The organism is Bradyrhizobium manausense (assembly GCF_018130615.1).
Classification (GTDB): domain Bacteria; phylum Pseudomonadota; class Alphaproteobacteria; order Rhizobiales; family Xanthobacteraceae; genus Bradyrhizobium; species Bradyrhizobium manausense_A.
Map to the genome: position 1 here is coordinate 1 of NZ_JAFCKB010000028.1, position 26,300 is coordinate 26,300.

General features: G+C 63.8%; 28 protein-coding genes and 1 pseudogene. 24 read left to right on the forward strand and 5 right to left on the reverse strand.

The genetic code is table 11. From position 1 onward, the window contains the following. The 20 genes from JQ587_RS33725 to JQ587_RS33820 form a co-directional block, all read left to right on the forward strand. The coding region (locus JQ587_RS33725) for a flagellin (RefSeq protein WP_283815709.1) at positions 1–306 on the forward strand (306 nt) is incomplete at its 5' end. A 307-nt stretch (positions 307–613) separates the two neighbouring features. Next, complete coding sequence (gene fliF, locus JQ587_RS33730; RefSeq protein ID WP_212428214.1) at positions 614–2,239, forward strand: flagellar basal-body MS-ring/collar protein FliF; 1,626 nt, start codon at positions 614–616, stop codon at positions 2,237–2,239. Next, positions 2,236–2,943 carry a hypothetical protein gene (locus JQ587_RS33735; protein ID WP_212428215.1) on the forward strand — a complete coding sequence of 236 codons (708 nt, stop codon included), beginning with the start codon at positions 2,236–2,238 and terminating at the stop codon, positions 2,941–2,943. The genes fliF and JQ587_RS33735 overlap by 4 nt, the downstream gene beginning before the upstream one ends. A 7-nt stretch (positions 2,944–2,950) precedes the next feature. Next, positions 2,951–4,267, forward strand: a complete 1,317-nt coding sequence (locus JQ587_RS33740) for a MotB family protein (protein ID WP_212428216.1) — start codon at positions 2,951–2,953, stop codon at positions 4,265–4,267. Continuing rightward, complete coding sequence (locus tag JQ587_RS33745) at positions 4,264–5,448, forward strand: chemotaxis protein (protein ID WP_212428217.1); 1,185 nt, start codon at positions 4,264–4,266, stop codon at positions 5,446–5,448. Before JQ587_RS33740 ends, JQ587_RS33745 begins: the two co-directional genes overlap by 4 nt. Then, positions 5,445–6,788 (forward strand): flagellar hook-length control protein FliK, encoded by a 1,344-nt coding sequence (fliK, locus tag JQ587_RS33750; protein WP_212428218.1) that lies wholly within the window; start codon positions 5,445–5,447, stop codon positions 6,786–6,788. The genes JQ587_RS33745 and fliK overlap by 4 nt, the downstream gene beginning before the upstream one ends. After that, positions 6,739–7,323 (forward strand): lytic transglycosylase domain-containing protein, encoded by a 585-nt coding sequence (locus JQ587_RS33755; protein WP_212428219.1) that lies wholly within the window; start codon positions 6,739–6,741, stop codon positions 7,321–7,323. The genes fliK and JQ587_RS33755 overlap by 50 nt, the downstream gene beginning before the upstream one ends. Before the next feature lie 102 nt (positions 7,324–7,425). Then, positions 7,426–8,658, forward strand: coding sequence for a flagellar hook protein FlgE (locus tag JQ587_RS33760; protein ID WP_212299166.1), 1,233 nt, complete (start codon positions 7,426–7,428; stop codon positions 8,656–8,658). 34 nt (positions 8,659–8,692) lie between these two features. Then, a complete protein-coding gene (flgK, locus tag JQ587_RS33765) occupies positions 8,693–10,168 on the forward strand; it encodes a flagellar hook-associated protein FlgK (RefSeq protein ID WP_212428220.1) in 1,476 nt (491 codons plus the stop codon). 3 nt (positions 10,169–10,171) lie between these two features. Continuing rightward, positions 10,172–11,218, forward strand: a complete 1,047-nt coding sequence (locus JQ587_RS33770; protein ID WP_212428221.1) for a flagellar hook-associated family protein — start codon at positions 10,172–10,174, stop codon at positions 11,216–11,218. 61 nt (positions 11,219–11,279) lie between these two features. Continuing rightward, positions 11,280–11,627, forward strand: coding sequence for a flagellar biosynthesis regulator FlaF (flaF, locus tag JQ587_RS33775; RefSeq protein WP_212299163.1), 348 nt, complete (start codon positions 11,280–11,282; stop codon positions 11,625–11,627). Further along, on the forward strand, positions 11,627–12,037 hold the full coding sequence (flbT, locus tag JQ587_RS33780) for a flagellar biosynthesis repressor FlbT (RefSeq protein WP_212299162.1): 411 nt from the start codon (positions 11,627–11,629) through the stop codon (positions 12,035–12,037). The genes flaF and flbT overlap by 1 nt, the downstream gene beginning before the upstream one ends. Positions 12,038–12,051: 14 nt before the next feature. After that, on the forward strand, positions 12,052–12,477 hold the full coding sequence (gene flgD, locus JQ587_RS33785) for a flagellar hook assembly protein FlgD (RefSeq protein ID WP_212428222.1): 426 nt from the start codon (positions 12,052–12,054) through the stop codon (positions 12,475–12,477). A gap of 2 nt (positions 12,478–12,479) precedes the next feature. Next, entirely contained in the window at positions 12,480–12,746 is a 267-nt protein-coding gene (fliQ, locus tag JQ587_RS33790; protein ID WP_128964483.1) for a flagellar biosynthesis protein FliQ, read from the forward strand. Positions 12,747–12,827: 81 nt separating this feature from the next. After that, complete coding sequence (flhA, locus tag JQ587_RS33795; RefSeq protein ID WP_212428223.1) at positions 12,828–14,909, forward strand: flagellar biosynthesis protein FlhA; 2,082 nt, start codon at positions 12,828–12,830, stop codon at positions 14,907–14,909. Next, positions 14,906–15,658 carry a flagellar biosynthesis protein FliR gene (gene fliR / locus JQ587_RS33800; RefSeq protein ID WP_212428224.1) on the forward strand — a complete coding sequence of 251 codons (753 nt, stop codon included), beginning with the start codon at positions 14,906–14,908 and terminating at the stop codon, positions 15,656–15,658. The genes flhA and fliR overlap by 4 nt, the downstream gene beginning before the upstream one ends. A 5-nt stretch (positions 15,659–15,663) precedes the next feature. Continuing rightward, a complete protein-coding gene (locus JQ587_RS33805) occupies positions 15,664–16,083 on the forward strand; it encodes a hypothetical protein (RefSeq protein WP_212428225.1) in 420 nt (139 codons plus the stop codon). Next, positions 16,080–16,547 carry a rod-binding protein gene (locus JQ587_RS33810; protein WP_212428226.1) on the forward strand — a complete coding sequence of 156 codons (468 nt, stop codon included), beginning with the start codon at positions 16,080–16,082 and terminating at the stop codon, positions 16,545–16,547. Before JQ587_RS33805 ends, JQ587_RS33810 begins: the two co-directional genes overlap by 4 nt. Before the next feature lie 44 nt (positions 16,548–16,591). Continuing rightward, a complete protein-coding gene (locus tag JQ587_RS33815; RefSeq protein ID WP_212428227.1) occupies positions 16,592–17,116 on the forward strand; it encodes a flagellar biosynthesis protein FlgN in 525 nt (174 codons plus the stop codon). After that, positions 17,113–17,571 carry a hypothetical protein gene (locus JQ587_RS33820; RefSeq protein WP_212428228.1) on the forward strand — a complete coding sequence of 153 codons (459 nt, stop codon included), beginning with the start codon at positions 17,113–17,115 and terminating at the stop codon, positions 17,569–17,571. The genes JQ587_RS33815 and JQ587_RS33820 overlap by 4 nt, the downstream gene beginning before the upstream one ends. Before the next feature lie 120 nt (positions 17,572–17,691). Here the strand turns inward: JQ587_RS33820 and JQ587_RS33825 are convergent, their stop codons facing one another. Next, positions 17,692–18,462 (reverse strand): response regulator transcription factor, encoded by a 771-nt coding sequence (locus JQ587_RS33825; RefSeq protein ID WP_212299153.1) that lies wholly within the window; start codon positions 18,460–18,462, stop codon positions 17,692–17,694. An 822-nt stretch (positions 18,463–19,284) separates the two neighbouring features. Here JQ587_RS33825 and JQ587_RS33830 point away from each other — a divergent pair. After that, the gene (locus tag JQ587_RS33830) at positions 19,285–20,220 is read left to right on the forward strand and encodes a hypothetical protein (RefSeq protein ID WP_212428229.1); all 936 of its coding nucleotides are present in this window, start codon (positions 19,285–19,287) and stop codon (positions 20,218–20,220) included. 13 nt (positions 20,221–20,233) lie between these two features. Here JQ587_RS33830 and JQ587_RS33835 read toward each other — a convergent pair whose 3' ends face one another. After that, positions 20,234–20,812: a MarR family winged helix-turn-helix transcriptional regulator gene (locus JQ587_RS33835; protein ID WP_212428230.1), complete on the reverse strand. Its 579-nt coding sequence runs from the start codon at positions 20,810–20,812 to the stop codon at positions 20,234–20,236. Positions 20,813–21,285: 473 nt separating this feature from the next. On the opposite strand from JQ587_RS33835, the pseudogene JQ587_RS33840 reads away from it, so the two are divergent. Together JQ587_RS33840 and JQ587_RS33845 are read left to right on the forward strand one after the other, a co-directional pair. Then, positions 21,286–21,450, forward strand: a pseudogene (locus tag JQ587_RS33840) (MFS transporter); the annotation flags it as partial. An 87-nt stretch (positions 21,451–21,537) separates the two neighbouring features. Continuing rightward, positions 21,538–22,425 carry a dienelactone hydrolase family protein gene (locus tag JQ587_RS33845; protein WP_212428231.1) on the forward strand — a complete coding sequence of 296 codons (888 nt, stop codon included), beginning with the start codon at positions 21,538–21,540 and terminating at the stop codon, positions 22,423–22,425. A gap of 42 nt (positions 22,426–22,467) precedes the next feature. Here the strand turns inward: JQ587_RS33845 and JQ587_RS33850 are convergent, their stop codons facing one another. Continuing rightward, on the reverse strand, positions 22,468–23,325 hold the full coding sequence (locus JQ587_RS33850) for an SDR family oxidoreductase (protein ID WP_212428232.1): 858 nt from the start codon (positions 23,323–23,325) through the stop codon (positions 22,468–22,470). Positions 23,326–23,468: 143 nt separating this feature from the next. Between JQ587_RS33850 and JQ587_RS33855 the strand changes: the two genes are divergently transcribed. Further along, the gene (locus tag JQ587_RS33855; protein WP_212428233.1) at positions 23,469–24,218 is read left to right on the forward strand and encodes an HAD family hydrolase; all 750 of its coding nucleotides are present in this window, start codon (positions 23,469–23,471) and stop codon (positions 24,216–24,218) included. A 24-nt stretch (positions 24,219–24,242) separates the two neighbouring features. Here the strand turns inward: JQ587_RS33855 and JQ587_RS33860 are convergent, their stop codons facing one another. After that, positions 24,243–24,650, reverse strand: a complete 408-nt coding sequence (locus JQ587_RS33860) for a nuclear transport factor 2 family protein (protein WP_200474290.1) — start codon at positions 24,648–24,650, stop codon at positions 24,243–24,245. Positions 24,651–24,739: 89 nt separating this feature from the next. Then, positions 24,740–26,236: a mannitol dehydrogenase family protein gene (locus JQ587_RS33865; RefSeq protein WP_212428234.1), complete on the reverse strand. Its 1,497-nt coding sequence runs from the start codon at positions 26,234–26,236 to the stop codon at positions 24,740–24,742. Positions 26,237–26,300: the final 64 nt, after the last annotated feature.

Consider the following 26,300-nt stretch of genomic DNA (forward strand, 5'->3'; position numbering starts at 1 on the left):
CTGACCGACTCGGCGGCCGACCAGACCACGCTCACCGGCTACATCACGCAGGTGACCGCTGCGATCAACTCGGTGGCCTCTGCCGCCGCCGACCTCGGTGCCGTCAAGAACCGCATCGCGACCAACACGGACTTCGTCAAGACCCTGATGGACTCGGTGACCCGCGGTGTGGGTCAGCTCGTCGACGCCGACATGAACGCGGAATCCACCCGCCTTCAGGCGCTCCAGACCCAGCAGCAGCTCGGTGTTCAGGCGCTTTCGATCGCCAACCAGAACAGCCAGAGCATTCTCTCGCTGTTCAAGTAAGCTCCGGCTTCGAACATGACCGTGCTCCCTTTGGGAGCACGGTCCCGCCGCCGACCGGCGGTTGGGGATGGCACATGATGTGCCCGCAATCAATTTCCTGACGCCTGACCTCATGCAATTTGCTGCAGCCGATCGCGTCGTCGCGCGCTCGATCGCCCGCTCGTCGCCTACGAACCGTCTGCGTCGCCCAAAGCTCTTGTAAAATTGCAACGCCTCGTCTGCGAAGCGGCACATTCACGTTTTCGCGCAACCTTCAGACAAGGTTGGCGGCGGAGTGTCCTTACAGTTCGCATAGGTACGAGGTCATATGCTCAGTCGCGCGCAGCTACAGCAGCTGCTCAACAATCTGCTGGAACTTGGGCCGCGACGTCTGATGGCCTTGGGATTGATCGGCTTTGCCGTCCTCGTCACCGTGGTCGGGGGCGCCTATTATCTGAGCCGGCCGGAATTCGAATCCCTCTACACTGGCCTTACCCGCGAAGACGTGACGCGCATTGGCGCCGCGCTGCGCGAGCAGAATATCGCCTTCGACGTCAACGCGGCCGGTGATGCCGTCTCAGTTCGGCCGAGCCAGACCAACCAGGCACGGATGCTGCTGGCCGAGAAGGGGCTGCCGACCAGCGCCAACTCCGGCTACGAGTTATTCGACAAGATCGGGTCGCTCGGGTTGACCTCCTTCATGCAGGAGGTCACGAAGCTTCGCGCGCTCGAGGGCGAGATCGCGCGTACCGTTCAGCTGATGAAGGGCGTCAAGGCTGCTCGGGTGCACATCGTGATGCCGGTACGCGGCTCGTTCCGCGCGACGCAGCAACCGCCCTCGGCTTCGGTCGTGCTGCGCACCGACGGAGCGATCGAGGCGCGCACGGCGCAATCGATCCGCCATCTCGTCGCGGCCGCCATTCCCGGCATGACGCGTGACAAGGTCACCGTGCTCGATGCCGACGGCTCGATGCTGTTGGCTGAGGAAGATGAAGCCAGCGCCGCGCCGACCAAGATGGCGAGCCTGCAGAAGACCGTCGGCGGCATGGTGCAGGAGAACATCCGCAAGGCATTGACGCCCTATCTGGGCCTGGACAATTTCGAGGTCAGCGTCGCGCCGCAACTCTCGACCGACAAGCGCCAGATCAACGAGACCGTCTACGATCCGGAGACCCGCGCCGAGCGCTCCGTCCGCAATGTCCGCGAAAACGAGAAGTCGTCGAATGCGGATCGCTCGACGCCGACCACGGTGCAGCAGAATCTTCCGGACCAGCAGGTCAACGCCGGCGGCACCAAGAACTCCAGCGAAGACAAGACGCGTCGCGAGGACGTCACCAATTTCGAGGTCTCATCCAAGACCACGACGACGGTGAGCGACGGTTACTCGGTCAAAAAGCTCTTCATCGCCGTCCTGGTCAACCGCGTGCGGCTGGTCGCTGATCTCGGCGACAAGACGAACCAGGCCATCGTCGACAGCAAGCTGGCCGAGATCAGTCAGCTCGCTGCGACCGCCGGTGGTCTGGACAAGGCGCGTGGCGACCAGATCCAGGTCACCGCGGTCGACTTCGTGGAGGGCTCTCGCGACCTCGCGCCGGTGCCGCCAATCAGCTTCGTCGAGATGATGAACAAGCAGCTTGGCAGCGTCATCAACGCAGTGACGATCCTGGCCGTCGCTTCGATGCTGGTCTGGTTCGGACTTCGGCCCGCGGTCAACGGCATCCTGACCCATCGCGCGCAGCAGGAGCTGACCGAGGCGGCCGAGGCCGCCGAGTTCGAGGCGGCCTCGGCCCTTGCGTTGGCCGACAGTCAGGATCCCGAGCTCAACCTTGTCGAGGATCTCGAAGGCAAGATGCAGCGCACGCCGCAGAAGCGGTTGGAGCAGATCGTTCGCCTCGATCAGATGCAGGCGGCAGCAATCCTTAAAGACTGGATGCGGCGCGAGGAGGCAGCATGAACGCGGCAATTGGAAAGCTCCTGACGCAATTCGACGCGAACGGCCGGGCCAAATCGCCACCGCCTCCGCCGCCCAAGATCCAGGACGTGCTTACAAGACAGAAGGAGGTCCGGCGCGAGCCTCAATCGCAGCCGCAGCCTCAACCGCAGCGCCAGGCGCAAGCGCAGCCGCAACTTCAGCCGCCCCCGGCGCCCGCGCCGGAAGCCGCGCCTGTCAATCTTCTCGATGACGCCTATCGTCGCGGTCATACCGCCGGCCTTGCGGAAGGCGAAGCCAAGCTCGCCGAAGAGCGCGTCCGCAGCGCGATCCGGCTCGGCGAGGAGCGGGCCAAATGGTCCGACCAGCAAGCCGTCGCCATCGTCAACGGCTTTGACGCCGCCTGCCGTGAGATCGAGAGCAACATCGCAAGCTCCGTAGCGCGGATATTGCTGCCGTTCCTCGCCGATGCGGTCCGCGACAAGGCGATCGGATCGCTCATCGAGCAGATCTTGGCGTTGACCTCCAATTCTCCGGTGCCGGCGTTCCGAGTCACCGGCCCGAGCGAGCTCATCGACCTCGTCAGGACGCAACTCAATCTCGCCGGCCGCACCGGCGTCGAATACCAGTCCGCCGACACCGTCGAGGTTCGGGTCCTCGCCGACCAGACCACGATCGAGACGCAGATCTCGGCTTGGATGGACCGGCTGAAAGAGGCGCGCCGGTAACCGCACCATGGAGGAAGTCAAGCACGAGCTCGTCATCATCCGCCGGCGGGGCGCCTTCGAGGATGAGAAGGCGCACGGTGGCGTCTGGAAGATCGCCTATGCGGACTTCATGACCGCGATGATGGCGTTCTTCCTGGTGATGTGGCTGCTCAATGCGCTCAACCAGGACCAGAAGCAGGTGGTTGCGAGCTACTTCAACCCGATCAAGCTCGCCGAGAACGCGCCCGCGCCGAAGGGCCTGAAGGACCTCACCAAGAAAGAGCCGACGACGTTTGAGGGGCAGGATGGCAAGCGCCAGCCGTCCGGGCCGAATGAGGAGCGCCGCGGCGACTCGCCGACGGCCGAGAAGCCGCCCTTCTACGAAGAGAAGGTTCTGTTCCGCGATCCCTACGCGACGCTCGCCGAGATCGCGGCGAGCTCCAACCAGGCCTCGGGACAGCGGCGCGCAGGTGCGCTGACATCTGCGGAAGGAGATGGCCTCAAGGGCGGTGACGCCTATCGCGACCCCTTCGATCCCGGCTATTGGAAGCTCGCGCCCGAGGCTTCCAAGGAAGCGGACCGGATCATGGACGTCGAGCCGAAGCCGAATGCGGTCGCGCGCGACAATCCGGCCAGCACAAATCAGGGCGAGCCGCGCCGCGGCAAGACCGATGATGCCGGCGGCAGCGTGGCTCCCGACGCGCAGGCGTCGTCCACGAGCCTGTCGCCGCTGTTACCGCCGGGACCGGCGTCATCGTCTTCGCGCGACGGCAACGTCCAGGCGAACACGCAGGCTAACCTTCAGGCCAACACCGCGCCGCAGGCGCGTTCCGCCGACGCTCCGAAGGAATCCGAGCCGCGCGACGCGGCACAGACCCAGCAGCCGACCGTCAAGCAGCTTCAGTCGGCGATTGCCGATGCGCTGTCGGACATCAAGGCCGGCGCCGGACCAGTGGCGGAAGTCCGCCAGGTCGAGGAGGGCCTTTTGGTCAGCCTGACCGACGATGCAAGCTTCGGCATGTTCGCGGTCGGATCGGCCGAGCCGCGGCCCGAGCTCGTCCGCGTCATCGACAAGATCGGTCCGCTGATCGCGAAGCGCCGCGGCATGATCATCGTCCGCGGTCACACTGATAATCGTCCATACAAATCGGACAATTACGATAATTGGCGGCTCTCCACCGCGCGCGCGCAAATGGCCTACTACATGCTCGTTCGCTCCGGCATCGATGCGCAGCGGATCGAGCATGTCGAAGGCTATGCCGACCGCCGGCCAAAGCTTCCGAACGATCCGTCCGCCGCGCAGAACCGGCGAATCGAGATCCTGATCCGGGAGAAGCGTCCTTGACGAGGCCGCTGCTCCGCGCCGCGCTGCTGATGGTGTTGTCGCTCGTCGCGACACGCGGAGCAGCCGAACCGGCACCGCCGTCCGGCGAGCCGTACGAGCTCGTCCGCGCGTTGCAGGCGGTGCAGGACGGCATCGCCAATGGCGACACCGCGGCACATGGCAGCCACATCGCGCTGATCCGGCAGATCGGCGAAAAGTTTCTCGCCGCCGACGCGAGCGTGTGGAGCAATCCGCAGAACGGACAGGCGGTCGTGATCTACCTGCTGTCCGGCGGCGCGCCGCAGATCGTCCGTAAGCTGCCGCGTGACAAGATCAGCGTCGACTCACGGCTGTTTGACGGCGCACTCGCTTATGTTGAGGGCCGACAGGACGAGGCGAGGGACCTGCTCAAGGACGTCAAGCCGCGCACGATCCCGTCGGGCATGGGCGGACAAGTCGCGCTGGTCCAGGGCGCGCTGTTCGCCCGGTCCGAGGCGTCGCTCGCGATCGCGCGCCTCGACGACGCACGTCTGCTGCTGCCGGGCACGCTCGTCGAAGAGGCGGCGTTGCGGCGCGAGATTCTGCTGGTCGGGCAGGCCGAGGATTTCGACAAGTTCGAGTTCCTGACGCTGGCTTATATCCGCCATTACCGCAACTCGGTCTATGCCGGCGATTTCTGGCAGCGCTTCTCCACGGGCCTGACGCAATCAAGCCTTGCCCTGGACGATCGCCGCTTTGCGCGGATCGCGGCGCTGCTCGAACAGGTCGACCGCGCCAGCCGCCTCAAGCTCTATCTGGTGATCGCGCGCGGCGCGCTGGTTCGCGGCAAGTTGGCCGTCACGCGGCTTGCAGGCGAGCGGGCGCTGATGCTCAGCGCCGATGCCACGGCGGACCGCGAGCGCGCGCATTTTTACCGTGGCGCATCCCGTGCCCTCACCGACGAGTATGACGGCGGCTTTGCGGAGCTGAAGGCGCTCGACAAATCGAAGCTGTCGGAGCGCGATGCCCTGCTGCTCAACACAACTCTTCAGCTCGCACTCGACGTCCGCAAGCCGATTACGGCTCCGCCCGCGGTCGCGTCGGCCGAAAAGCCTCCGCTCACGCCGGCGCGGATCGATCTCGCGTCGTCCAACGCAATGCTCGCGCGCGCCAAGACGCAGCTCGGCGAACTGGAGCTTCTCACCAAGGATCGCCGTCCATGACCAAGCTTAGTGGAACCTCCGGACAGCTCTTCGCAGGTCTCGCCGAAGCCCTCACGCGCGGGGTGTCGCGCTCAGTAAAGGGTACAGCAACAACGGGCGGGAAAACGGCCGACGATTCCTCGTTCCACGAACTGCTCCACACCGTTTCGAACATGGCCAAGCGGGCCTTGGACGATCAGGGTACCGATACAACCACGAAGGCCGCTCCGTTGCGCCCGCGCCTGGCCCAGCTGACCGGGCGTGACACGCCGAAGGATGCGCCGGTGCACGGGCGCACCGAGGAGACAAAGTCGCCGACCAAGCAAGATTCGGTCGATCGATCGGCGAAGGCGGACGTCCCGGGCAGTTTGAGCGTATCGACGATCATGGGGCAGGAGCTCGCTGCCGCGCCGGTCGTGACGATGCAGGTGCCGCAGGCGTCGAGCGACCAGAAGGAGACGTCGGCTCGGGACGAGCGGCCGTCTGCAACGAAGCGTGAGGTTCAGAGCACGGCAGGCATGGCGACGGCTGATGCTGGGCGATCTGCCGCCGCGCCGTCGACCGTCGCGCGTTCGGCGACCGATACATCCGGGCCGCGCCTGCAGCCTGTGGGCCCACAGGCCGCAGCGACCGACCAGATGATGCCGGAGGGAAGCGACGTTCAACCGAAAGCCATGACCGTCACGCCTGGTTTCGAGGCCGTCGCGGCGAATGTCGAGCGGGTGGCAAAGTCCGCGGGGCGGGACGCGCTGCCGGAAACGACCAAGGTCACGGTGGTTCAGCAGGAAACACATCTGCCTCCCGTGGCGCAGTTCAGCGCGACCCAGCAAGTCGCAAATGCGGCGATGTCGGAGTTGAAAGGCTCGCCGACGCCGGCGGCGGCTGCAGCGACAGATCTCGTCGGGGCCCAAGGCAATTCGCCGGACCAGCCGCTCAGGATCCTCACCGTCAATCTCGAGCCGCCGACGCTCGGTAATGTCACCATGCGCCTTCGTCTCGTTGGCAACGAGGTCTCGGTTCAGCTGGCTGCCGAACGCAAGGACACCAGTACGATGCTGGATCAGCAGCGCGACCAGATCCGCGACCTGATGCAGTCCGCGGGGTACGTAGCCGACGTTGCGCCGGTGCAGCACGGCTCGCTCGACGGATTCCAGGCCGGATCCGGCCAGTCGCAGCCGCAGCTCTCGGGCCAGCAACAACAATCATCCCAGTCGCAAGGCGCGTTCGGCGGTGCGGGCACGTCGTCCGGTCAGTCGGACGGCGGAGCCAGGCAAACCCGACAGGAACAGCAGCCCAACCAGGAGGCACGCCATGACCAGGACGTGGCGCCGCATACTCGCCGCGGCCCTGTTTATCTGTAACGCCGGCCTCGTCGAGGCGGCGGCGACCGACGCTGCGCGCCCCTGTGAGCGCGAGATGGCGCGCGCCTCGCAGCAGCACGGGATTCCGCTCGGCATTCTCTATGCCGTCGGCCTCACCGAGACCGGCCGGCGCGGCGCGCTCTATCCTTACGCGCTCGGTGCCGAAGGACAGACCGTGTTCGCCAAGGACGTGGATGATGCGATGGCGAATTTCGAGGCGATGAGATCCAAGGGCATCAAGCTGATCGATCTCGGTTGCATGCAGATCAACCACTATTTTCACGGCGACAAGTTCAGCTCAGTACGGGCGATGTTCGATCCGGCCAAGAATGTCGACTATGCCGCGCGCTTTCTCAAGGAGCTGAAGCAGCGCGAGGGAAGCTGGACCATGGCGGTCGCTCGCTACAATGCGGGCCCCAACAATCAGCCGGCGCAGAGGCGCTATGTCTGCCGCATCGTCGCGCATCTCGTCTCCAGCGGTTTCGGCGCCTGGACCGACAAGGCGCGCTCGTTTTGTCAGCCCAAAACAACATGAGATGACCAACGGCTGCATGAAGTTGTGCATCGCCGATAATCATCAGCCCCGCGCAAGCAAGACCCCCCATTGTAATTACAATCTGCCAAAGGAGCCCACTTCATGAGCCTGTATGGTGTTATGCGCACCGGCGTTTCCGGGATGAACGCGCAATCCAACAAGCTGTCGACGGTCTCGGACAATATCGCGAACGTCAACACGGTCGGCTACAAGCGGGCTTCGACGGAGTTCTCTTCGCTGATCCTGAAGAGCGGCTCCGGCAATTACGATTCCGGTGCGGTCGAGACCACGGTCCGTTACGCCATCACCGATCCCGGCAACCTCCAGTTCACGACCTCGACGACGGACCTCGCGGTGCAGGGGAATGGCTTCTTCGTCGTGCAGGACGCGAACGGAACCAACTTTCTCACGAGGGCCGGCTCGTTCGTGCCCGACAGCACGGGCAACCTCGTCAACACGGCCGGCTTCCAGTTGATGGGCTACAACATCCAGAACGGCGCGGCGCCCAACGTTGCCGCCAACGGCTTCGGTGGCCTCCAGGTCATCAACGTCAATCAGATGGCGCTGCAGGCGTCGCCCTCGACCAAGGCTACCGTGGCCGCCAATTTGGACCCGAGTGCCGCAGCAATCGTTCCGGCGGCCCCGGCCAGCCCGTCGAGCTACACATCGAAGACGTCGATGGTGACCTATGACAACATCGGCAACGCTGTGACGCTCGACGTCTATGCCGCGAAGACCGGTGCGAATACCTGGGACATCGAGGTCTATAACGGAGCAACCGCGCTGACGACGAGCGGGCCCGCCACCACATTCACCTTCGACGTCACGGCAGCCGGCAAGGGCGCGCTGGCGGCAACGAGCCCAACGGCGCTCTCGGTGAACATTCCCGGCGGCTCGGCCTTCAACATCGATATGTCGGCCATGACCCAGGTCGCCTCCAGCTTCGACTTCAAGGCGACCGTCGACGGCAACGCGCCATCCGCCGTCGAGAAGGTCAATATCGACAGCAAGGGCGTGGTGACCGCGGTGCTCAAGAACGGCACCGAGCTGCCGAGCTTCCAGGTCGCGCTCGCGACGGTGCCGAGCCCGGACCATCTGACGCCCGAGGTCGGCAACGTCTATTCGCCGAACCTCGACTCCGGAAACGTGCAGGTCGGCCTCGCCGGCCAGGGTGGTCTCGGAACCATCCAGTCGGGTGCACTCGAGGATTCCAACGTCGATCTCGCGGATGAATTGACGTCGATGATCGAGGCGCAGCGCGGCTTCACCGCAAACTCGAAATCGTTCCAGACCGGCGCCGACCTGCTCGACGTCGTGGTCAACCTGAAGCGCTGAGCCCCTCAGCGCCGATTGCGGGCAAGAGCACGTCATGTCCCTTACGTCAGCCCTCGACTCCGCCCGCTCCTCGCTTATGGCGTCGGGCATCCAGTCGTCGACCATCTCGCGCAACATCGCCGGCGCCAGCACGACCGGCTATTCGCGGAAGATCACCGAGCTGGACAACCTTCCCGGCGCCGGCGTCTATGTGGCCGCGATCCAGCGCGCCGCCTCGTCGGGCTTGTACGCCAACGTCCTGACCGCGACTTCCTCGGCCGCGACGCAGAGCGCGATCTATGACGGTCTCCAGAAGATCGCCTCCGCCACGGTGGATGATCCCGAGCTCGACCAGTCGCCGACGGCGCAGCTCAATGCGCTGAAGCAGGCGCTTCAACAATATGCCAACGCGCCCGATAACGCGACGCTGGCGCAGGCCGCTGTCACCTCCGCCAAGGACATGGCGACCGCGCTCAACCAAGCAACCCAGACCGTTCAATCGGTCCGCGAGGGCGCGGATGCCGACATGAACATTTCGGTCCAGAACATCAACCAGCTGCTCTCCCAGTTCCAGACCGTCAATACGGCGATCGTGAAGGGAACGATCGCCGGTGATGACGTGACCGACTATCTCGATCAGCGCGACAGTATCGTCTCGAAACTGTCGCAGGAGGTCGGCGTCACGATGTCGATCCGCACCAACGGCGATGCCGCGCTCTACACCGACAGTGGCGTGGTGCTGTTCGACAAGACGGCGCGGACCGTGAGCTTCGCACCGACCACCTCCTATTCGGCGAGCATCACGGGTAACGCGGTCTTTATCGATGGCGTGCCCGTGACCGGCGCCAATTCGGTGATGCCGATCAAATCTGGCAAGTTCGCCGGTCTCGCCCAATTGCGCGACAATGACACAGTCACGTATCAGAGCCAGCTCGACGAAATCGCCCGCGGTCTGGTCAATGCTTTCAAGGAAAGCGATCAATCGGGTGCGGCGCTACCCGACGTTCCCGGCCTCTTCACCTATCCCGGTGCGCCGGCGATGCCTGCGAGCGCCACCGTGTCGGTCGGCCTCGCCGGCACCATCTCGGTCGCGGCATCGGTCGACCCGGCCCAGGGCGGCAACCCGAATCTGCTGCGCGATGGTGCCATCAGCGGCAACGTCGCCTACCAATACAATACTGCCGGCAATGGCGGCTATTCGACCCGGCTCCAGCAGCTCATCAGCAATATGGATGCATCACAGCCGTTCGACGCGACCACGCAAGGCAAGCCGAACGGCAGTCTGATCGACTACGCGTCGTCGTCGACGAGCTGGATCGAAAATCAGCGCAAGACCGCCAACGACAACTCTCAGTACCAGAGCACGTTGCTCGACCGCAGCACGACGGCGTTGTCGAACGTCAACGGCGTCAACATGGACGACGAGATGTCGTTGATGCTCCAGGTCGAGCGCACCTATTCGGCGTCGTCGAAAATCATTTCGACCGTTGATCAAATGTTGCAGAGCCTGCTGGCCGCGGTGGGGAATTAAGCCATGATGAGCGCGAACTATATCTCGACCCTGATGCTGTCCTCGTCATTGAGGTACTCGATCACGAACAATCAGGCTGCGCTGAGCAAGGCCTCGACCGAGGCGACCACCGGCCGCTTCGCCGATGTCGGCCTCGAGCTCGGTGCCACGACAGGCGGCGACGTCACCCTGCGGGCGGACCTGAACTTCGCCGATCAACTGGTCGATACCAACGGGCTCGTGGCGGGACGTCTGGACGTGACCCAGGACCGCATCACCCAGCTCAGCTCGACCGCAACCGACTTCCTCAAGGATCTGATCGCAGCCCGCAGCACCGACGGCGGCGGACGGATCATTCTGCCGCCCGCGTCCTCCAACCTCCAGGATCTGATCGGCGCGCTGAACATCTCCTACAACGGTTCGTATCTGTTCTCAGGCATCAATACTCAGAACCAGCCGATCACGGCGTACACCGCCGGCTCGGCCAGCAAGAACCAGGTCGATGCCGACTTTCTTGCGGCCTTCGGCTTCTCACAATCCTCGGCCAGCGTGAGCAGCATTACCCCGGCTCAGATGCAGACGTTCCTCAACACCAGTTTCGATGCCGAGTTCGCCAGCCCGGCCTGGAACACCAACTGGTCATCGGCCACCGACCAGGTCATGCAAAGCCGCATCTCTACGACCGAGATCGCCGATACGTCCGTCAGTGCCAACCAGATCGGCTTCCGTAAGCTTGCCGAGGCCTACACCATGATGGCCGATCTCGGGAATGCGAACCTGAACCAGTCGACGTTCCAGGTCGTCGTGGACAAGGCCATCGGCCTCGTCGGCAGCGCCATCACCGACCTGGCTGCGCTCGGCGGCAGCGTCGGCACGGTGCAGCAGCGGATCACCACCGCGACCGACAAGCTCAAGACCCAGAAGGACATTCTGAACAATCAGATCGTCGGCATGGAGCAGGTCGATCCGGCGGAAGCATCGACGCGCGTCAATGCGCTGCAGACCCAGATCCAGACGGCGCTCGCGCTCACCTCGCAGCTCCAGAAGATCAGCCTCGTCAACTATCTCTGAGCCCGGGCCGTCGACGCTCGTCAATTCAGTTTTTTGCAAATTCCTGCGCAGAGTTGTCCGGATGACTTTTGAAGCCTACGAAACCGTCGTTGAAGACAGTGGTTACGAGGCGCGGGGGCGAGAGCGCCAGGCGCTCAGCCTCGGCATCGACCGATTGGAGCGGCTCCAGAAGGAGCAGCGCTTCAGCATGGAGGATCAGGTCCAGAGCCTGCTCTACGTCCGGCGGTTGTGGACGATCTTCATCGAGGATCTCGCGCATCCGGAGAACGGGCTGCCCGAGCAGCTGCGTGCCGACATCATCTCGATCGGCCTGTGGGTCGTCAAGGAAGCCGATCGTCTTCGCGAGGAGAGGTCGAACGACGTGATGCAACTCCTCGAAATCAACCGCCTGATCCGAGACGCGCTTTAATGAAGATTTCCTTGCGTGCGGGCGAACGGGTCTACATCAACGGCGCGGTGCTGCGCGTTGACCGCAAGGTCTCGCTCGAGCTCGTCAACGACGTGATGTTCCTGCTCGAAGCACAGGTCATGCAGGCCTCCGACGCCACCACGGCGATGCGCCAGCTCTATTTCATCGTTCAGCTCATGCTGATGAATCCGACCGATGTCGGCGCCGCCGCATCGCTCTATGGACAGCACCACGCGGCGCTGCTCGCCGTGTGCGAGAACCCCGAGATGCTGGACGGGCTCGCCATGATCGACGAGATGGTCGGCGGAACCCGCTACTTCGAGGCACTCAAGCGGATCCGGGCGCTGTTTCCGCTGGAACAGGCGATCCTGGCCGGCGCCACTACGGAATCCCCATTCAAGGCTGCCTGACAGCGGAGAAGCACATGAACGTTTCCAGCGCGACCGATACGACAAGCACCAATTCGAGCAGTTCGACGTCATCCACCAACTCGACCTCGTCGAGCAGCGGCGTCGACTATAACACCTTCCTCCAGCTCCTCATCGCCGAGATGAAGAACCAGGATCCGACCAATCCGACGGATACGTCGCAATATATGAGCCAGTTCGCCCAGCTGTCGACGGTCGAGCAGGCGATGCAAACCAACACCAAGCTGGATTCGCTGCTGTCTTCACAGTCGTTGTCGCAGGCGGACGGGCTGATCGGAAAGACCGTCAGCTTCACCGACTCGACCGGAGCGACCTTCACCGGCAAGGTCGCGTCGATCTCCATCAACAGCACCGGGTCCATCGCGACCCTTCAGGACGGCACCAAGGTCGCGGTCGGTCCCGGCCTCACGATCAGCAGCTAGCGATGAACGAGCGGGACGCCCTCGACATCGTCCAGGCGGCGATCTGGACCATCCTCGTCGCCTGCGGACCCGCAGTCGGCGCGGCGATGCTGGTCGGCATCCTCATCGCGCTGATCCAGGCCCTGACCCAGATCCAGGAGGCGACGCTGACCTTCGTCCCGAAGATCATCGTGATCCTCGTGGTCGTGGCCATCTCCGGCTCCTTCATCGGCGCGCATCTCTCCACCTTCACCGAGATGGTCTATTCGCGGATCGAACACGGCTTCTGATCCGAAGGGCCAGGCCCGGCCACCACCCTCGCGTAAGCTTTGCGGGGCAAATTGCGGGGCGGACCCTGCTGCCGGTGACCCATGGCCGATACGTTAGCTGCTAGCCTGCCGAACCCGCGACGCTTCGGCGCGGATGCCTTCTTCGCGGGCGGTATCGTGACCATGCTCACGATCTTGTTCCTGCCGATTCCTCCGATCCTGATCGATCTCGGCCTCGCTTTTTCGATCGCGCTGGCTGCCTTGATCCTGATGGTCGCGTTGTGGATCCAGCGACCGCTCGATTTTTCCGCATTCCCGACCGTGCTCCTGATCGCAACGATCCTGCGGCTCGCACTCAACGTCGCGACCACCCGCCTGATCCTGTCGCGCGGCGGGGAGGGCGAGACCGCTGCCGGCCACGTTGTCGCCGGTTTCTCCAAGTTTGTCATGGGCGGCGACTTCGTCATCGGCCTGATCATCTTCGCGATCCTGGTCACGGTGAATTTCGTCGTGATCACCAAGGGCGCAACGCGTATCGCCGAAGTCGGCGCCCGCTTCACCCTGGATGCCATCCCCGGCAAGCAGATGGCGATCGACGCGGACCTCTCTGCGGGCCTGATCGACGACAAGGAAGCCCAACGCCGGCGCCGCGAGCTCGAAGAGGAGAGCTCCTTCTTCGGCGCGATGGACGGTGCCTCGAAATTCGTGCGCGGCGATGCCATCGCCGGCCTGATCATTACGGCTATCAACATCTTCGGCGGCATCATCATCGGCGTCACCCATCACGGTCTGACCCTGTCGCGCGCCGCCGACGTCTACACAAAACTCTCCGTCGGCGACGGTCTGGTCACGCAGATGCCGGCGCTGATCGTGTCGCTGTCCGCAGGTCTTCTGGTGTCCAAGGGCGGCACCAGGGGCTCGGCCGAGCAGGCGGTGCTGCGGCAACTCGGCGGCTATCCGCGCGCAGTGTCGGCGGCCTCCTTGATGATGTTCGTCCTCGCCTTGATGCCGGGGCTGCCAATGCCGCCGTTCGTGCTGCTCGGCGGGGTCATGGCCTTCGTCGGTTATTCGCTGCCGAAGCGCCAGGCGGCCGCGAAGCAGAAGGAAGACGCACGCAAGGCGGAAGAGCGGGCGCAGAGCGAGGCCAAGGAATCCGTCAAGGAGTCGCTCAAGACGGCCGAGATCGAGCTGTCGCTCGGCAGCCATCTCTCGGTCCACCTGCTCGGATCGCGTAACGAGCTTGCGCACCGCGTCAGCAAGATCCGCAAGAAGTTCGCCAAGCAGTACGGCTTCGTCGTTCCCGAGATCAAGCTGTCGGACAATCTGTCGATCGATCCCAAGGGATATCAGATCCGGATCCACGATACTCGCGTCGCCCATGGCGAACTGAGGATCGGCGAGATCATGGTGCTGGTGGACAAGGACGGCAAGCCCGACGTGCCCGGTGACGAGGTGATCGAGCCCGCCTTCGGCATGAAGGCGCTGTGGGTGACGGAGGCCTTCACCGAGGAGGTCAAGCGGCAAGGCTGCAAGCCGGTCGACAATCTATCGGTCCTGCTCACGCATCTGAGCGAAGTGCTCAGGGCCAATCTCTCGCAGCTTCTCTCCTACAAGGACATGCGCGGACTACTTGACCGGCTCGAGCCTGAATACAAGCGCCTGGTCGACGATCTCTGCCCGTCACAGATCTCCTATTCCGGTCTGCTGGCAATCCTGAAGATCCTGCTGGGTGAGCGGGTGTCGATCCGCAACCTTCATCTGATCCTGGAAGCGATTGCCGAGATCGCTCCCCATGTGCGGCGCTCCGAGCAGGTCGCCGAGCATGTGCGGATGCGCCTGGCCCAGCAGATCTGCGGTGACCTCTCCGACAACGGCGTCCTCAATGTCCTTCGTCTCGGCAACCGTTGGGATCTGGCCTTCCACCAGAGCCTGAAGCGCGACGGCAAGGGTGACGTCGTCGAGTTCGACGCCGACCCGCGGCTGATCGAGCAGTTCGCGACCGAAGCGAGCGCCGCGATCCGGAAATTCACCGAGGACGGCACCAGCGTAGTGCTGGCGGTGACCCCGGAAGCGCGGCCCTATGTCCGCATGATCCTGGAACGGGTGTTCCCGACATTGCCCATCCTGTCGCATGTCGAGGTCTCTCGCAGTGCCGAGATTCGGGCGCTCGGAGCCATCTCGTGATCAACGGCCTTGCCGACAACGTGCTCGCCACGTTCATCGTGTTCTGCCGTATCGGCGCGTGCCTGATGCTGGTGCCCGGCTACTCCAGCGTGAACGTTCCACCGCAGATACGTCTGTTCGTCGCACTGGTCACGACGTTCGCGCTGACGCCGATCCTGCTCTCGATCCTGAAGCCGCTCGTGGACGATGCGTCGCCGCTGACGCTGGCGCTCCTGATTGGCACGGAGCTGCTGGTCGGCTGCGTCATCGGCCTTGGTGGACGCGTGTTCTTCCTCGCGCTCCAGACCATGCTCGCCGTGATGGCGAGCGCGATCGGGCTCAGCAGCATCCCGGGCACACCGGTCGGTGACACAGATCCGGCGCCGCCCGTCGTGCCGCTGGTCATGGCCGCCGTCACGACGTTATTCTTCCTGACCGACCAGCACTGGCAGGTCCTGCGCGGTTTGATGAACTCCTACGACGTCTGGTACCCCGGCGAGAAGTTGAGCGGCGAGATGGCGCTGAACCAGCTCGTGAGTCGCCTCACGGACGCATTCGTGCTGACGCTGCGCATCACCAGTCCCTTCATCGTCTATTCCATCGTCGTCAATTTCTCGGTCGGTCTCATCAACAAGCTGACGCCGGCGATTCCGGTCTATTTCGTTTCGGTGCCGTTCGTCCTGTTCGGCGGCTTCCTGCTGCTCTACCTTACCAGCGACGAGTTGCTGACGCAGTTCATGCTCGGTCTGTCGTCATGGCTGGCGGGGTGACGGCAATGACATCCCGCGCGGACAAGGTCGGTCGAATCGTCTCGCTGGTGAAGCTTCAGCTCCGGCTGTCCGAATGGCAGCTCGCGCAATTGCGGCAGCAGGAGCAGGCCATGCAGGACGAGCAGGCGTGGTTGGTTGGAACCCTAAATGGGGGCAAGCCGCCGGCGGGATCGTCCAGCGACTCGATCGCGCGGCGCCTCAACAGGACGAGCGTCGGCGAGCGCGCCGTGCAGGAGCGCGCTTCAATGCAGCTCGACAAGGTTCGCTCGGAGAATCGGCGCGTCAAGCAGCTCGAGGAGGTCGCCAAGGCGGCATTGGCCGACAAGCTGCGCGAGGCCGAGAAGCGATCGCTCGAGGACATGACGGACACACATGCCACCGTGCGCGACTTGACGCCGCGGCCAGCCAGCCGGGACAAGCCATGATCGTGACAGCGACATCCGACCTCGTTCTCGACGTCCTCGACGCCGCCGATCCTGTGGCGCAACGCGCAGCGACCGCGAAGCTCGACGCGCTGAAATCGTCGGACGTCGATTTCGCCGCGTCGATGGACGCAGCGGCCAGCAAGGCGGCTGACCAATCCGCCGCAAGCATGGCCGAGGCGCAATCTGGCGCGGTGAACGGGCAGCCGGTGCAGGTGATCAAGAAGCCGGGCCCGGACGAGGTCTATCGCAAGTTCGAGGCGTTCATCCTCCAGACCTTCGTCGAGACGATGCTGCCGAAGGAGTCGGAAGAGGTGTTCGGCAAGGGCACCGCCGGCGGCATCTGGAAATCGATGCTGGCCGAGCAGCTCGGCGCCCAGCTCGCGAAGGGCAAGGGGATCGGAATTGCCAAGCAGCTCGCATCGGCCCATCCGGCGGCTCCGGATGCGACGGGCAAGGCCGGGTGATGGATCTGGGAAATGGGTGACGAACGTTGAGGGGGGAATTTGCTATGCAGGTAGAACAGAGCGCGACGGCTCCGGTGATGGAGCAGCCGGTCGTGGACACCGAGGGAATGACGGAGGTCGCGCCGGGCGATGCTCTGTTGCCCGCGCTCCTGCCCGATATCGGTAGCGGCATGATTTCTGACGACGCGGAAGCGGCAAGGTTGGAGGCGACGCGGTCGGAGGAGGTCGGTGGCCTGCTGGCCGCTATTCGCCGGCTCGAGAACATCGTCGAGGAGGAGACCACCGCACTCGCGACCGGACAGAAGGTCGATTTCGACGACTTCAGCGCCCGGAAGAGCCGGAGCATGCTGGAATTCGTCCGCCTGATGCGGGCACGGATGCATCTCGGCGGCGAGACCGAAATCACCGAGGAGATTCAGCGGCTGCGCGAGAAACTGGAGCGGAACCGCTCCCTCCTCGAGATGCACTACGACGCCGTGCGTGAGGTCGCCACCATCATCGTCAGGGCGATCAAAGAGGCCGAGTCCGACGGCACCTATACCGGTCGCGCAGCGCGGGACGGAAAATGATCAAACTCGTGCTGGCCGGGCTCTGGGTATGCATCCTCACTGCGGGCACGAGCTATGGCGTGGCCTATTGGAAGGAAAACGGCAGCCTGCTGCCCGCAAAGGACGAATATCTCGACGGGCTGCAATATCAGAAGACGCGGGCGCTGAGCGTGCCCATGGTCGAGAGCGGTGCCGTGCAAGGCTACATCGTCGCGCGCTTCGTCTACACCGTGGAGGCCAAGACCATGCACCAGCTCACCGTTCCTCCGGAACCATTCGTCGTCGATGAGGCCTTCCGCAGAGTCTATGCCGACGACAAGCTCGATTTCAGGAAGCTCGCCCGGTACGATCTTTCAGTCCTCACCGCGGCGATCAAGCAGCGCGTCAATGAGCGGATGCAGGCCGACATCGTCCAGGATGTTCTGGTCGAGGACTTCAATTACGTCTCCAAGGAAGAATTCCAGCAGAAGCCGTGACACGCCGGGTCGCGAAGCTCGGCCGGCGTTAACCGCGTTTCTGCCCACGAAAAACAAACCGGCCTCGGTGGGATCTCCCCGCAGAGGCCGGTGGTCGTTTGCGAGCGGCTCTGTAGCGCGTCAGTTGCCGGCCGGGTGCGCCGCCGGAACGGCATGAGCCCGGTTCAACAGGATGCCGACCTCGTCGAGATCCTGCATCGACTCGTCGATGGCCTCGTTGGCCGGGATATTGAGCCGGTACCCGACGTACCGCCGCGCCACGATGGCGTCGAAACCGAGGCGGTCACGGAGCTTCTTGCGCAGCTTGCTGACGTGGCTCTCGATCACGCTCTCGTCGAACGTGGATTCGAAGATACCGTAGACGGCATTGAAGATCTGCGTCTTGGTGACCCACTTGCCGTGATTGCTGACCATATATTCGAGAATGCGCAGCTCGCGGCGGGGTAGGGTGAGGGCGTGCCCTGCGATCTCGGGATCACGTCCGTTGAAGAAGACCTGGATCCTGGTCTCGCAGGGCCTTGGCAGTTCGCCCACCCGGCGGCGTGCGATCGCGGCCGTCCGGGCGAGGATCTCACGCAGGTGAATCGGCACGTGCACGACGTCGTCGACGCCCGCCTCGAACAGCTCCAACGTGTTCTTGAGCATCTTCTGGCCGCTCATCGCGATGATCGGAGCCGCGGATCGCTTGCGCATCGCCCGTGGCAGGCTTCCGCGGGCATCGCAGTCCCCCAGAAGAAAGGCATCAACGGCTGCTAGGTCCGATTCGTTCGCGGATTGCAGCCAGTCCCAGAATTCTCCGGAGGAGAAGCCGATCGACGATACGCCTTCGCGAACGAGCCCTCCTACGTAGCTGTTCGTGACGCTCTCGCGATCATCAACGATAATATACATCAGTCAGTCGCCCCTGTTTCGCACTTGCAGCGGCCGGGAGGTTTATTGTGATGCCCCGGCTCGTCAGCCATGCTGTTTGACGATATTTCCCTCCCGCGAACCGTTGTTATGGTTTCGATATTCGCGGGCAGCCCTACGCATTCAGTGCCTGCGTGAGCAGGCCTGTTACTTCGACTCGATACTGAACGCTTACTGCGTGAAGCCCGGCGGATGTCCTACGTATCACCTTGCGGGGCGGATTGAGAAAACGACCTGGTACAGTTGCGTCACGTTGCTCGTTGCGCTCGAACACTACTGAACTCAGTCGATCTCCTCGCCAACGGGCGAGAATCACTTGATGTCGACCGTAACAATTGCCGATTTCCGATCAAGCGTGCGAAACAAAGCGTTTGCTACGTGTGTTTGATGCTGTTGGTTTGTTTCCGGTTGTTTCTTTGTATGTCGGTGCACATCAGTTGATTTGGAATTCGAACTAGTTCTGCACCCTGACGGTTACAAAGTTCCGGATACCCGTACAAATACAGCTATTTTGGGTAGTGCTGCCGGGCCGCCGCAGTGAGGGGTTTTCAACCCCGGATTGACTCTCTTTGCTGCGCACTCGCGTGCGACAACTCGACTCATATATCGCGGCGAGACTCCAGCTTGGCGAAATCTTGGCGAGTGTGTGTCTTTCGAGTCGCACTTTTGCCTCGTGTATGACGCGTTGGACATCATTCGATGTCGCATTGCTTGTGACGAATGGAATTTTTGATGCGCACGTTTCAGGCAAGCTTCGCCAATTAGCTTCGTTCGACAGATCGAAAACGAACGGAGCATTCTCAAATGTTGTCCGATGGAAAAACGCGACCCGCTGAAACTGCGGATTTGGCCGTTGCGGCGAAGCCGGCTCCGGAAGCGCGCGATACGAAGATCAATCATGCGCCGCGCGCGGCCAAGCCTGCGACAGCTGCCAAGCCCGCGTCTGCAGCGAGCGACGAAGTTGCGGCCAAGGCAGCGCTCGAGGGATTGAAGCGCATTCGCGCCAAGGCACGCCTCGATAAGATGGCGATACCAAAGCCTGCGCCGGTGGTGATCAAGCCGGCGGTGATCGTGGCCAAGCCGCCGCCGCCGCGTCCGACATGGGTCGCACCGCTCGCGACATTGGCGGTTGCCGCCATCCTGGTGGTTTGCGCCTGCACCGGCGTCATTGCCTATCTCACTACGCAGCCGAGCCAGACCAATGCCGCGGCCAATGCGGAGATCAGGAATCTGCGCGATACGGTCGCCCAGTTGCGCAAGCAATTGTCCGGCGTCTCCGAGAATCTCGACGGCCTGCGAACCGCGGTCGATCAGTCGAGCAAGGCGACCAGCGATCGTTTCGGCCGGTTCGCCGAGAATCTGGATCGCATCGAGCGGGTGAGCTCGTCCTCGACGGCAAAGCTCGACAGGCTCGCCCAGGCCCAGGTCCAGCCGCCGCCTCCCGCTGCTGTGCAGCCGTCCTCGCCGGCGATGCCGATGATGGCCTCGGTCACTGCCCCCGAGACCACGGGGTCAGTGTCTCCGGTCGAACGCAGCTCGGCACCGCGAAAGGTGATCAAAGGCTGGTCGGTCCGTCAGGCCTATGAGGGTATCGCGATCCTTCAAGGGCCGAACGGTGTCGTCGAGGCCGTGCTTGGCCAGCAGGTCCCGGGCCTCGGGCGCATCGAGGAGATCAGGAACGAGAACGGCCGTCTTGTCGTCGAGACCAGCGGCGGCGTGGTTCATTCCGCGCGTAAATGAGCGGCAGCCATTTCTATTGGCGGTGATGCTCGAAGCTGGTGCATAGCAGGTCGATTTCGGCTTCCGCGATCGGCGCGCGAAACAGCCGGCAGGTGAACTCGACCGTGGTCTTGTTCTCGGAAGCAGTGCGATCCTCCCGCAGGAAGATGCATCGCTTGCAGACGTCGGTATGATGCCGCTGTTCGGCGGCGTCCGCCTGATCGAGCACGTGTCGCAGTGTGTCGCGAAAGCGGATCTTGCTGTCATCATCAAGGACGGCGATGGCATCGACCAGGCCATTGACGGGATCGCGTGCTAGAAACTTCTTGCCTTGCTGCGTCACGCTCAGCATGACGGAGCGCTTGTCCTTGGCGGAGCGTTTCCGCTCGACATAGCCGAGCCGCTCGAGCTCGCCGATGATGAAAGAGGCCGTGCCGCGCGTGGTGCCGACATAGCTCGCCAGCGCCGAAGGCGTTGTGGAGAACCGGTTGGCACGGGAGAGAAATCGCAGCGCCATCCACTCACGATCGCGCATGCCGTGCTTGGTGCCTTCGAACCACAGGATCCGCGCCACCTGTCCCATTAATTCAATCGCTTCGCGAGCCAAATTCATTTCGATGCCAGGTCGGATAAAGCCTTATTCAACTGGGCCTTTGGGGCGCAATCGCTGCGGGTCGGAACGAAGCTGTCGAACCTCGCTTCGCTCGAAGCGGAAACAGTTGCCGCGCTTGGAAGACGCTTTCCCCTTCTGGAGACGGAACATTCCGGAGTGGAACTAGAGCGTCATAACGAAAGTTCGAGTAAATGTGACCGCTCAACTGATCCGAAAATTTCAGTCAAATGGCACGCGCTCGCACCCGATTTTCGGGCGCTGTGCTGTGTCTGGGCAACATGATGTGTCGATGCGGCCACGATCGGGCCCGATTGTCGCGGCGAAGCGTGTCGAACGGCGCGAAGCCGCACATCATCTGCAACACGTACTGGCGCGGCGGGGACCGGCAGAACCCCGTTTCTCGGTTAATGGATGTTGCGACGCAATGCGGCCACGCGGTTAAATCGACCATCATCGGATCGAGGACTTCAAGCGTGTCGGCGCGAAACGAGCAAGACGAAGCGTTCAGCGTCAAGTGTGCCGCACTGGCCGCCACAGTCGGCAACATGCTCGAGTTCTACGACTTCATCACCTACAGCTTCTGCACGATCCAGATCGGCCGTACCTTCTTCCCGACCGGAAGCGGATACGGCAGCCTCGCACGCTGGTGATTTGCGTTTCGTCGGCAGTTGTTAGCGAATGCGTCGCCTGAAGGATCAGGGCCAGGAAGCAGGAAGGACACATCTATGAGCTTTGAAATTACCATGACATCCGACGTCGTCGGGCTGACGATAGTGGCCCCGGTCTCGCGTCGCGGATTCATGAGCGCCACTGCGGCGGTGGCCGCCGGCTACACGCTTGCGGCAGGTCCTGTCCGTGCTGAGGCCATCGCGACCGATACCGAAGGCCTCCAGGCCGGCGATGCCAAGATCAAGGTCGGCTCGGAAGAGATGCCAGCTTATTTCGCCCGTCCCGCCGGCAACACCAAGGCGCCGGTGATCATCGTGGCGATGGAGGTTTTCGGCCTGCACGAGTACATCAAGGATGTGACGCGGCGCCTGGCCAAGCTCGGCGCATTCGCGATCGCTCCCGATTATTACTTCCGCAAAGGCGTCGATCTCACCAAGGTCACCGACGTCAAGGATCTGCTGCCGGTCGTCAATTCCAAGCCGGACGCCGAGCTGCTGTCCGACCTTGATGCAGTGGTGGCATGGGCGGGAGCGCAGGGCGGTGACACCGCGAAGTTCGGCATCATCGGCTTCTGCCGCGGTGGGCGCACCGTCTGGGAATATGCCGCCCACGGCGGCGCGCTCAAGGCCGGTGTTGCCTTCTACGGCACGGTGGTCGACCCCGCCAACCCGCTGTGGCCGAAGAGCCCGATGCAGCTCGCCGGCGAGATGAAGGCGCCGGTGCTCGGCCTCTATGGAGGCGCCGATACCGGCATTCCTGTCGCGCAGGTCGAGCAGCTCAAGGCGGCGCTCGAGCAGAACAAGAAGACGGCCGAATTCAAGATCTATCCGGACGCGCCGCACGGCTTCCATGCCGACTACCGCGGCAGCTACCGCAAGGACGCCGCGGAAGATGCCTGGAAGCAGGCGCAGGCCTGGTTTAGGAAATACGGCGTGTTGAGCTGACACGAAATTCCAAAGGGCGGCCGATCGGCCGCCTTTTTTGTCTCAGGGCACAAGCTTCGCCTCGCCATCACGCCACAGCGCATCGAGGCCGTGCCGATAGGTCGGGTGGGCCAATGTAACGCCGAGCTCACGCTTCAGTCTTGCGTTGGAGACGCGGGCGCTGCTGGAATAGAAGCTGCGCGCCATCGCCGACATCTCGGCGGTCGCGAACGCTTCTTCGTCCGGCGGCGCAGTGCCCATGAGCTGCGCGGCATAGGTGATCACGTCCTGAGACGGCGCGGGCTCGTCGTCGCAGACATTCCAGGTGCCGCCGCCACGCTGGTCGATCGCGGCCATGATCGCGCTCGCGATGTCGTCGACATGGATGCGGTTGAAGACCTGGCCGGGCTTGATGATGCGGCGGGCCGTTCCGCTGCGCAGCGTCACCAGCGCGTTGCGGCCGGGACCGTAGATGCCGGCAAGCCGGAGGATCGCGACATTGCCACCGGCCGTGTCCATCCAGGCCTGCTCGGCCGCGACCCGCATCCGCGCGCGATCGAGGGTGGACTGCGGCGGCGTGCTCTCGTCGACCCATCCGCCGGCGTGATCGCCATAGACGCCGATGGTGGAGAGATAGACGATCTTGCGGTGGGCCGCGGCCAGCACGTCGCCGAGCGCCGCGAGCGCGGGATCGCCGGTGCTGCCCGGCGGGATCGAAGTCAGCAGGACGTCGGCATCGCTGATGCGGTCGACCGTCGCGTCATCCGGACGGCCGCCGGAAAAGGCGTGCAGCTCGAGGCCGGCAAGATCGTCCCGCCTGGCCGGATCGCGCACCGTGCCGGCGACATGCGAGAAGCGGTCGCCAAACCTGCGGACGAAACGCCGGGCGCTATAGCCGAGGCCAAGGATGAAGAGCCGCATGCGTCTCCTGTGCAGGTCGGAGTTCCCGTTCGCGCCGGCGGCGCGTTGTCCGCTCATAAGAGATTTTTGGGTCGGGCAAAAGATATTGCGATTTTACTCGCTTCCCGCCTCGGGCGATGGTCACCCTTCACGGGGAGGCGTCGATGCAGGCAGAAGCGATCGCTCCAGCGGATGCGGCAGAGCTGATCCGCAACGCTGCCGCGCTGATCTTCGATGTCGACGGCACCTTGGCCGAGACGGAGGAGCTGCATCGGCGGGCGTTCAACCTCGCCTTCGCCCGTCACGGTCTCGACTGGCATTGGGACCGTGCCGCCTACAAGGATCTGCTGCGCGTGACCGGCGGCAAGGAGCGCATCCGCGCCTTCCACACCCGGCAGTGGGTTGCGCCGCGCCTGTCGGATGCTGACATCGCCGAGCTTCACCGCATCAAGACCGCGCATTATGCCGAGTTGGTCGAGACCGGCTGCTGCTCCTTGCGGCCCGGCGTGGCGGAGCTGCTGGCTGCCGCGAAGGCGCGGGGCCAGCGGCTCGCGATCGCAACCACCACCTCGCACGGCAATATCGATGCGCTGCTGTCGCGGGCGCTGGGGCCGAACTGGGCTGGTGACTTTGACGCGATCGTTGCCGGCGACGACGTGAAGCACAAGAAGCCGGCGCCGGACGTCTATCTCGAGATCCTGGCGCGGCTGAAGCTGGACGGGCCCGACTGCCTCGCGATCGAAGACTCCGCCAACGGGCTGATCGCGGCGTCCGGGGCGAACATCCCGGTGCTGATTACCCGCAGCATGTTTTTTCGGGATGACGACTTCGCCGCGGCACGGGCAGTGCTGGATGATTTGTCGGAACTCGGAGGCTCAAAAACAAAAACTGAAAAACAACCCCATGCACAGTAGATCACGCTGGCGTGAAGGCCGCGGTCAGTGCACCCGGTGGCTCGCTCTATCGTCCTCGGCCTGCTCGACAATCTGCGCGATCGGGCTCGACTGGTGGTGCACCAGGCGCCAGCCGTCGCCGACGCGGCGAAAATGGTTGGCCGCGGCCAGCGCGGTGCCGTCGACGATCTCGATGCAGAGCACGCGCGCGCTGTCGCCGTCGACGATCGCCTGCGGCTCGGCGCAGACGATCTGCGGACGCTCTGGATTCTGCAGGATGTCGCGCCAGCTTCCGATCACCGTGGCATGGCCGACGATCGCGGGCCAGCCGGGATGAATGCAGGAAATGGCGTCGTCATCCGCCCACATCCGCTTCATTTCGTCGAAATCGCCCGACGAAAAAGCGGCGTAAAAAGCCGCGTTCGCGGCGATGACCTTGCTGTCCTTTGCCATGCCTCTCGGGTGGGCCAATGGCAGGCAAAAATCAAGCGCGACTTCAGGCCGACTTTGAACGCAGTGCAGCATGGCTGCCCAGTTTGTGGTCAGGCCGAAACCAGCGTCTCCACGGCGCGCCGCGCACCTTCCTTGTAGAGACGGGCGAGCGCCGCAGTCACGGCGTCGCGCAGGCGCGGCTCGGCACCGAACGGCCCGAACACTTTTGCGACGCCGAGCAATGCGGGCGCGAGCCGTTCCGCGACGGGGCCGGCCTCGCGTGCGAGACTGGCGAGCTCGTCGGCGAGGGGATCGCGCACGTCGATGGCGCGGCCTTGCTCGTCTGTTGCGGTGACGTAGCGCATCCAGCCGGCCACCGCGAGCGCATGCGTGGCGATCGGCAGGTTTTTGGCGAGGCGATCCTGCATCGCACCGAGCAGGCGTTGCGGCAGCTTCTGTGAGCCGTCCATCGCGATCTGCCAGGTGCGGTGATGCAGCGCCGGATTGGCAAAGCGCTTGAGCAGCGAGGCGCGATAGGCGGCGAGATCGGCGCCAGCAGGCATCGTCAGCGTCACCGCGGCCTCTTCCATCACCTGCGCGGCGAGGCGCGCGAAATGTGGATCCTGCATGGTGTCGGCGATGGTCTCGTAGCCGGCGAGATAGCCAAGATAGGCCAGCGCCGAGTGGCTGGCATTGAGCAGCCGCAGCTTCATCAGCTCGAACGGCTTGACGTCGCTGACGAGCTCGACGCCCGCGGCCGCGAGATCGGGCCGGCCCGCGGCAAAGCGATCCTCGACCACCCATTGCGTGAATGGCTCGGTCATCACCGGCCAGGCGTCGCGCATCCCCAGCGCCGCAGCGACCGCATCGCGGTCGGCCTCCAGCGTCTCAGGCACGATGCGATCGACCATGGTGCAGGGGAAGGTGGCCGCATCAGCGATCCACTTGCTCAGCTCTTTTGAGCGGAGCGCGGCAAATTGCGTCACGATCCGCTGCACGGTGTGGCCGTTGGCGGCGAGATTGTCGCAGCACAACACCGTGAAAGGCGCAATGCCCAGCGCGCGCCGGCGTGCCAGCGCCGCCACGATGAAGCCGGGCGCCGACCGCGGCGCATCGAAATTATTCAGGTCGTGCACGACGTCAGGATGCCGCTCGTCGAGATCGCCGGTCTGGGGCGTGTGGCAATAGCCCTTCTCGGTGACCGTAAGCGAGACGATGCGGATGGCGGGATCGGCCATCCGCTCGACCAATGCTGCCGGCTTCTCGCGTGCGACGACGCTGTCGAGCAGCGCGCCGATGACGCGATGCTCGGTGCCTTCGGCGGCGCGCACGGCGACCGTATAGAGATGGTCCTGCGGGGCGAGGGCGTCGCGTGTGTCCGGGCTGCGCAGGCTCGCGCCGACGATGCCCCAGGAGCTGGCCGATGACGTGGAGCCCGCGGCAAGGCAATCGTCGATGACGACGGCCTGATGGGCGCGATGAAACGCACCAAGGCCGAGATGCACGATACCGGGTGTGACGCGCGAGCGGTCATAGGACGGGCGGCGGATGCGAGGTGCCAGCCGGTCAAGATTGGCGCTCCCAAGGCGCACCGAATTATGGCGCATGGACGTCTCCCCTCTGCGTTGCCGCTGCTTGACATGGCGGCCGTCCTCGGTCAATGCTCCGGTC

What these genes read in the sequence shown, in the direction of transcription:
- fliF (WP_212428214.1), top strand. Translation starts at nt 614, where the DNA reads ATGCTCAGTCGCGCGCAGCTACAGCAGCTGCTCAACAATCTGCTGGAA.
- JQ587_RS33735 (WP_212428215.1), top strand. Translation starts at nt 2,236, where the DNA reads ATGAACGCGGCAATTGGAAAGCTCCTGACGCAATTCGACGCGAACGGC.
- JQ587_RS33740 (WP_212428216.1), top strand. Translation starts at nt 2,951, where the DNA reads ATGGAGGAAGTCAAGCACGAGCTCGTCATCATCCGCCGGCGGGGCGCC.
- fliK (WP_212428218.1), top strand. Translation starts at nt 5,445, where the DNA reads ATGACCAAGCTTAGTGGAACCTCCGGACAGCTCTTCGCAGGTCTCGCC.
- JQ587_RS33755 (WP_212428219.1), top strand. Translation starts at nt 6,739, where the DNA reads ATGACCAGGACGTGGCGCCGCATACTCGCCGCGGCCCTGTTTATCTGT.
- JQ587_RS33760 (WP_212299166.1), top strand. Translation starts at nt 7,426, where the DNA reads ATGAGCCTGTATGGTGTTATGCGCACCGGCGTTTCCGGGATGAACGCG.
- flgK (WP_212428220.1), top strand. Translation starts at nt 8,693, where the DNA reads ATGTCCCTTACGTCAGCCCTCGACTCCGCCCGCTCCTCGCTTATGGCG.
- JQ587_RS33770 (WP_212428221.1), top strand. Translation starts at nt 10,172, where the DNA reads ATGATGAGCGCGAACTATATCTCGACCCTGATGCTGTCCTCGTCATTG.
- flaF (WP_212299163.1), top strand. Translation starts at nt 11,280, where the DNA reads ATGACTTTTGAAGCCTACGAAACCGTCGTTGAAGACAGTGGTTACGAG.
- flbT (WP_212299162.1), top strand. Translation starts at nt 11,627, where the DNA reads ATGAAGATTTCCTTGCGTGCGGGCGAACGGGTCTACATCAACGGCGCG.
- flgD (WP_212428222.1), top strand. Translation starts at nt 12,052, where the DNA reads ATGAACGTTTCCAGCGCGACCGATACGACAAGCACCAATTCGAGCAGT.
- fliQ (WP_128964483.1), top strand. Translation starts at nt 12,480, where the DNA reads ATGAACGAGCGGGACGCCCTCGACATCGTCCAGGCGGCGATCTGGACC.
- flhA (WP_212428223.1), top strand. Translation starts at nt 12,828, where the DNA reads ATGGCCGATACGTTAGCTGCTAGCCTGCCGAACCCGCGACGCTTCGGC.
- JQ587_RS33805 (WP_212428225.1), top strand. Translation starts at nt 15,664, where the DNA reads ATGACATCCCGCGCGGACAAGGTCGGTCGAATCGTCTCGCTGGTGAAG.
- JQ587_RS33810 (WP_212428226.1), top strand. Translation starts at nt 16,080, where the DNA reads ATGATCGTGACAGCGACATCCGACCTCGTTCTCGACGTCCTCGACGCC.
- JQ587_RS33815 (WP_212428227.1), top strand. Translation starts at nt 16,592, where the DNA reads ATGCAGGTAGAACAGAGCGCGACGGCTCCGGTGATGGAGCAGCCGGTC.
- JQ587_RS33820 (WP_212428228.1), top strand. Translation starts at nt 17,113, where the DNA reads ATGATCAAACTCGTGCTGGCCGGGCTCTGGGTATGCATCCTCACTGCG.
- JQ587_RS33825 (WP_212299153.1), bottom strand. Translation starts at nt 18,462, where the DNA reads ATGTATATTATCGTTGATGATCGCGAGAGCGTCACGAACAGCTACGTA.
- JQ587_RS33830 (WP_212428229.1), top strand. Translation starts at nt 19,285, where the DNA reads ATGTTGTCCGATGGAAAAACGCGACCCGCTGAAACTGCGGATTTGGCC.
- JQ587_RS33835 (WP_212428230.1), bottom strand. Translation starts at nt 20,812, where the DNA reads ATGAATTTGGCTCGCGAAGCGATTGAATTAATGGGACAGGTGGCGCGG.
- JQ587_RS33845 (WP_212428231.1), top strand. Translation starts at nt 21,538, where the DNA reads ATGAGCTTTGAAATTACCATGACATCCGACGTCGTCGGGCTGACGATA.
- JQ587_RS33850 (WP_212428232.1), bottom strand. Translation starts at nt 23,325, where the DNA reads ATGCGGCTCTTCATCCTTGGCCTCGGCTATAGCGCCCGGCGTTTCGTC.
- JQ587_RS33855 (WP_212428233.1), top strand. Translation starts at nt 23,469, where the DNA reads ATGCAGGCAGAAGCGATCGCTCCAGCGGATGCGGCAGAGCTGATCCGC.
- JQ587_RS33860 (WP_200474290.1), bottom strand. Translation starts at nt 24,650, where the DNA reads ATGGCAAAGGACAGCAAGGTCATCGCCGCGAACGCGGCTTTTTACGCC.
- JQ587_RS33865 (WP_212428234.1), bottom strand. Translation starts at nt 26,236, where the DNA reads ATGCGCCATAATTCGGTGCGCCTTGGGAGCGCCAATCTTGACCGGCTG.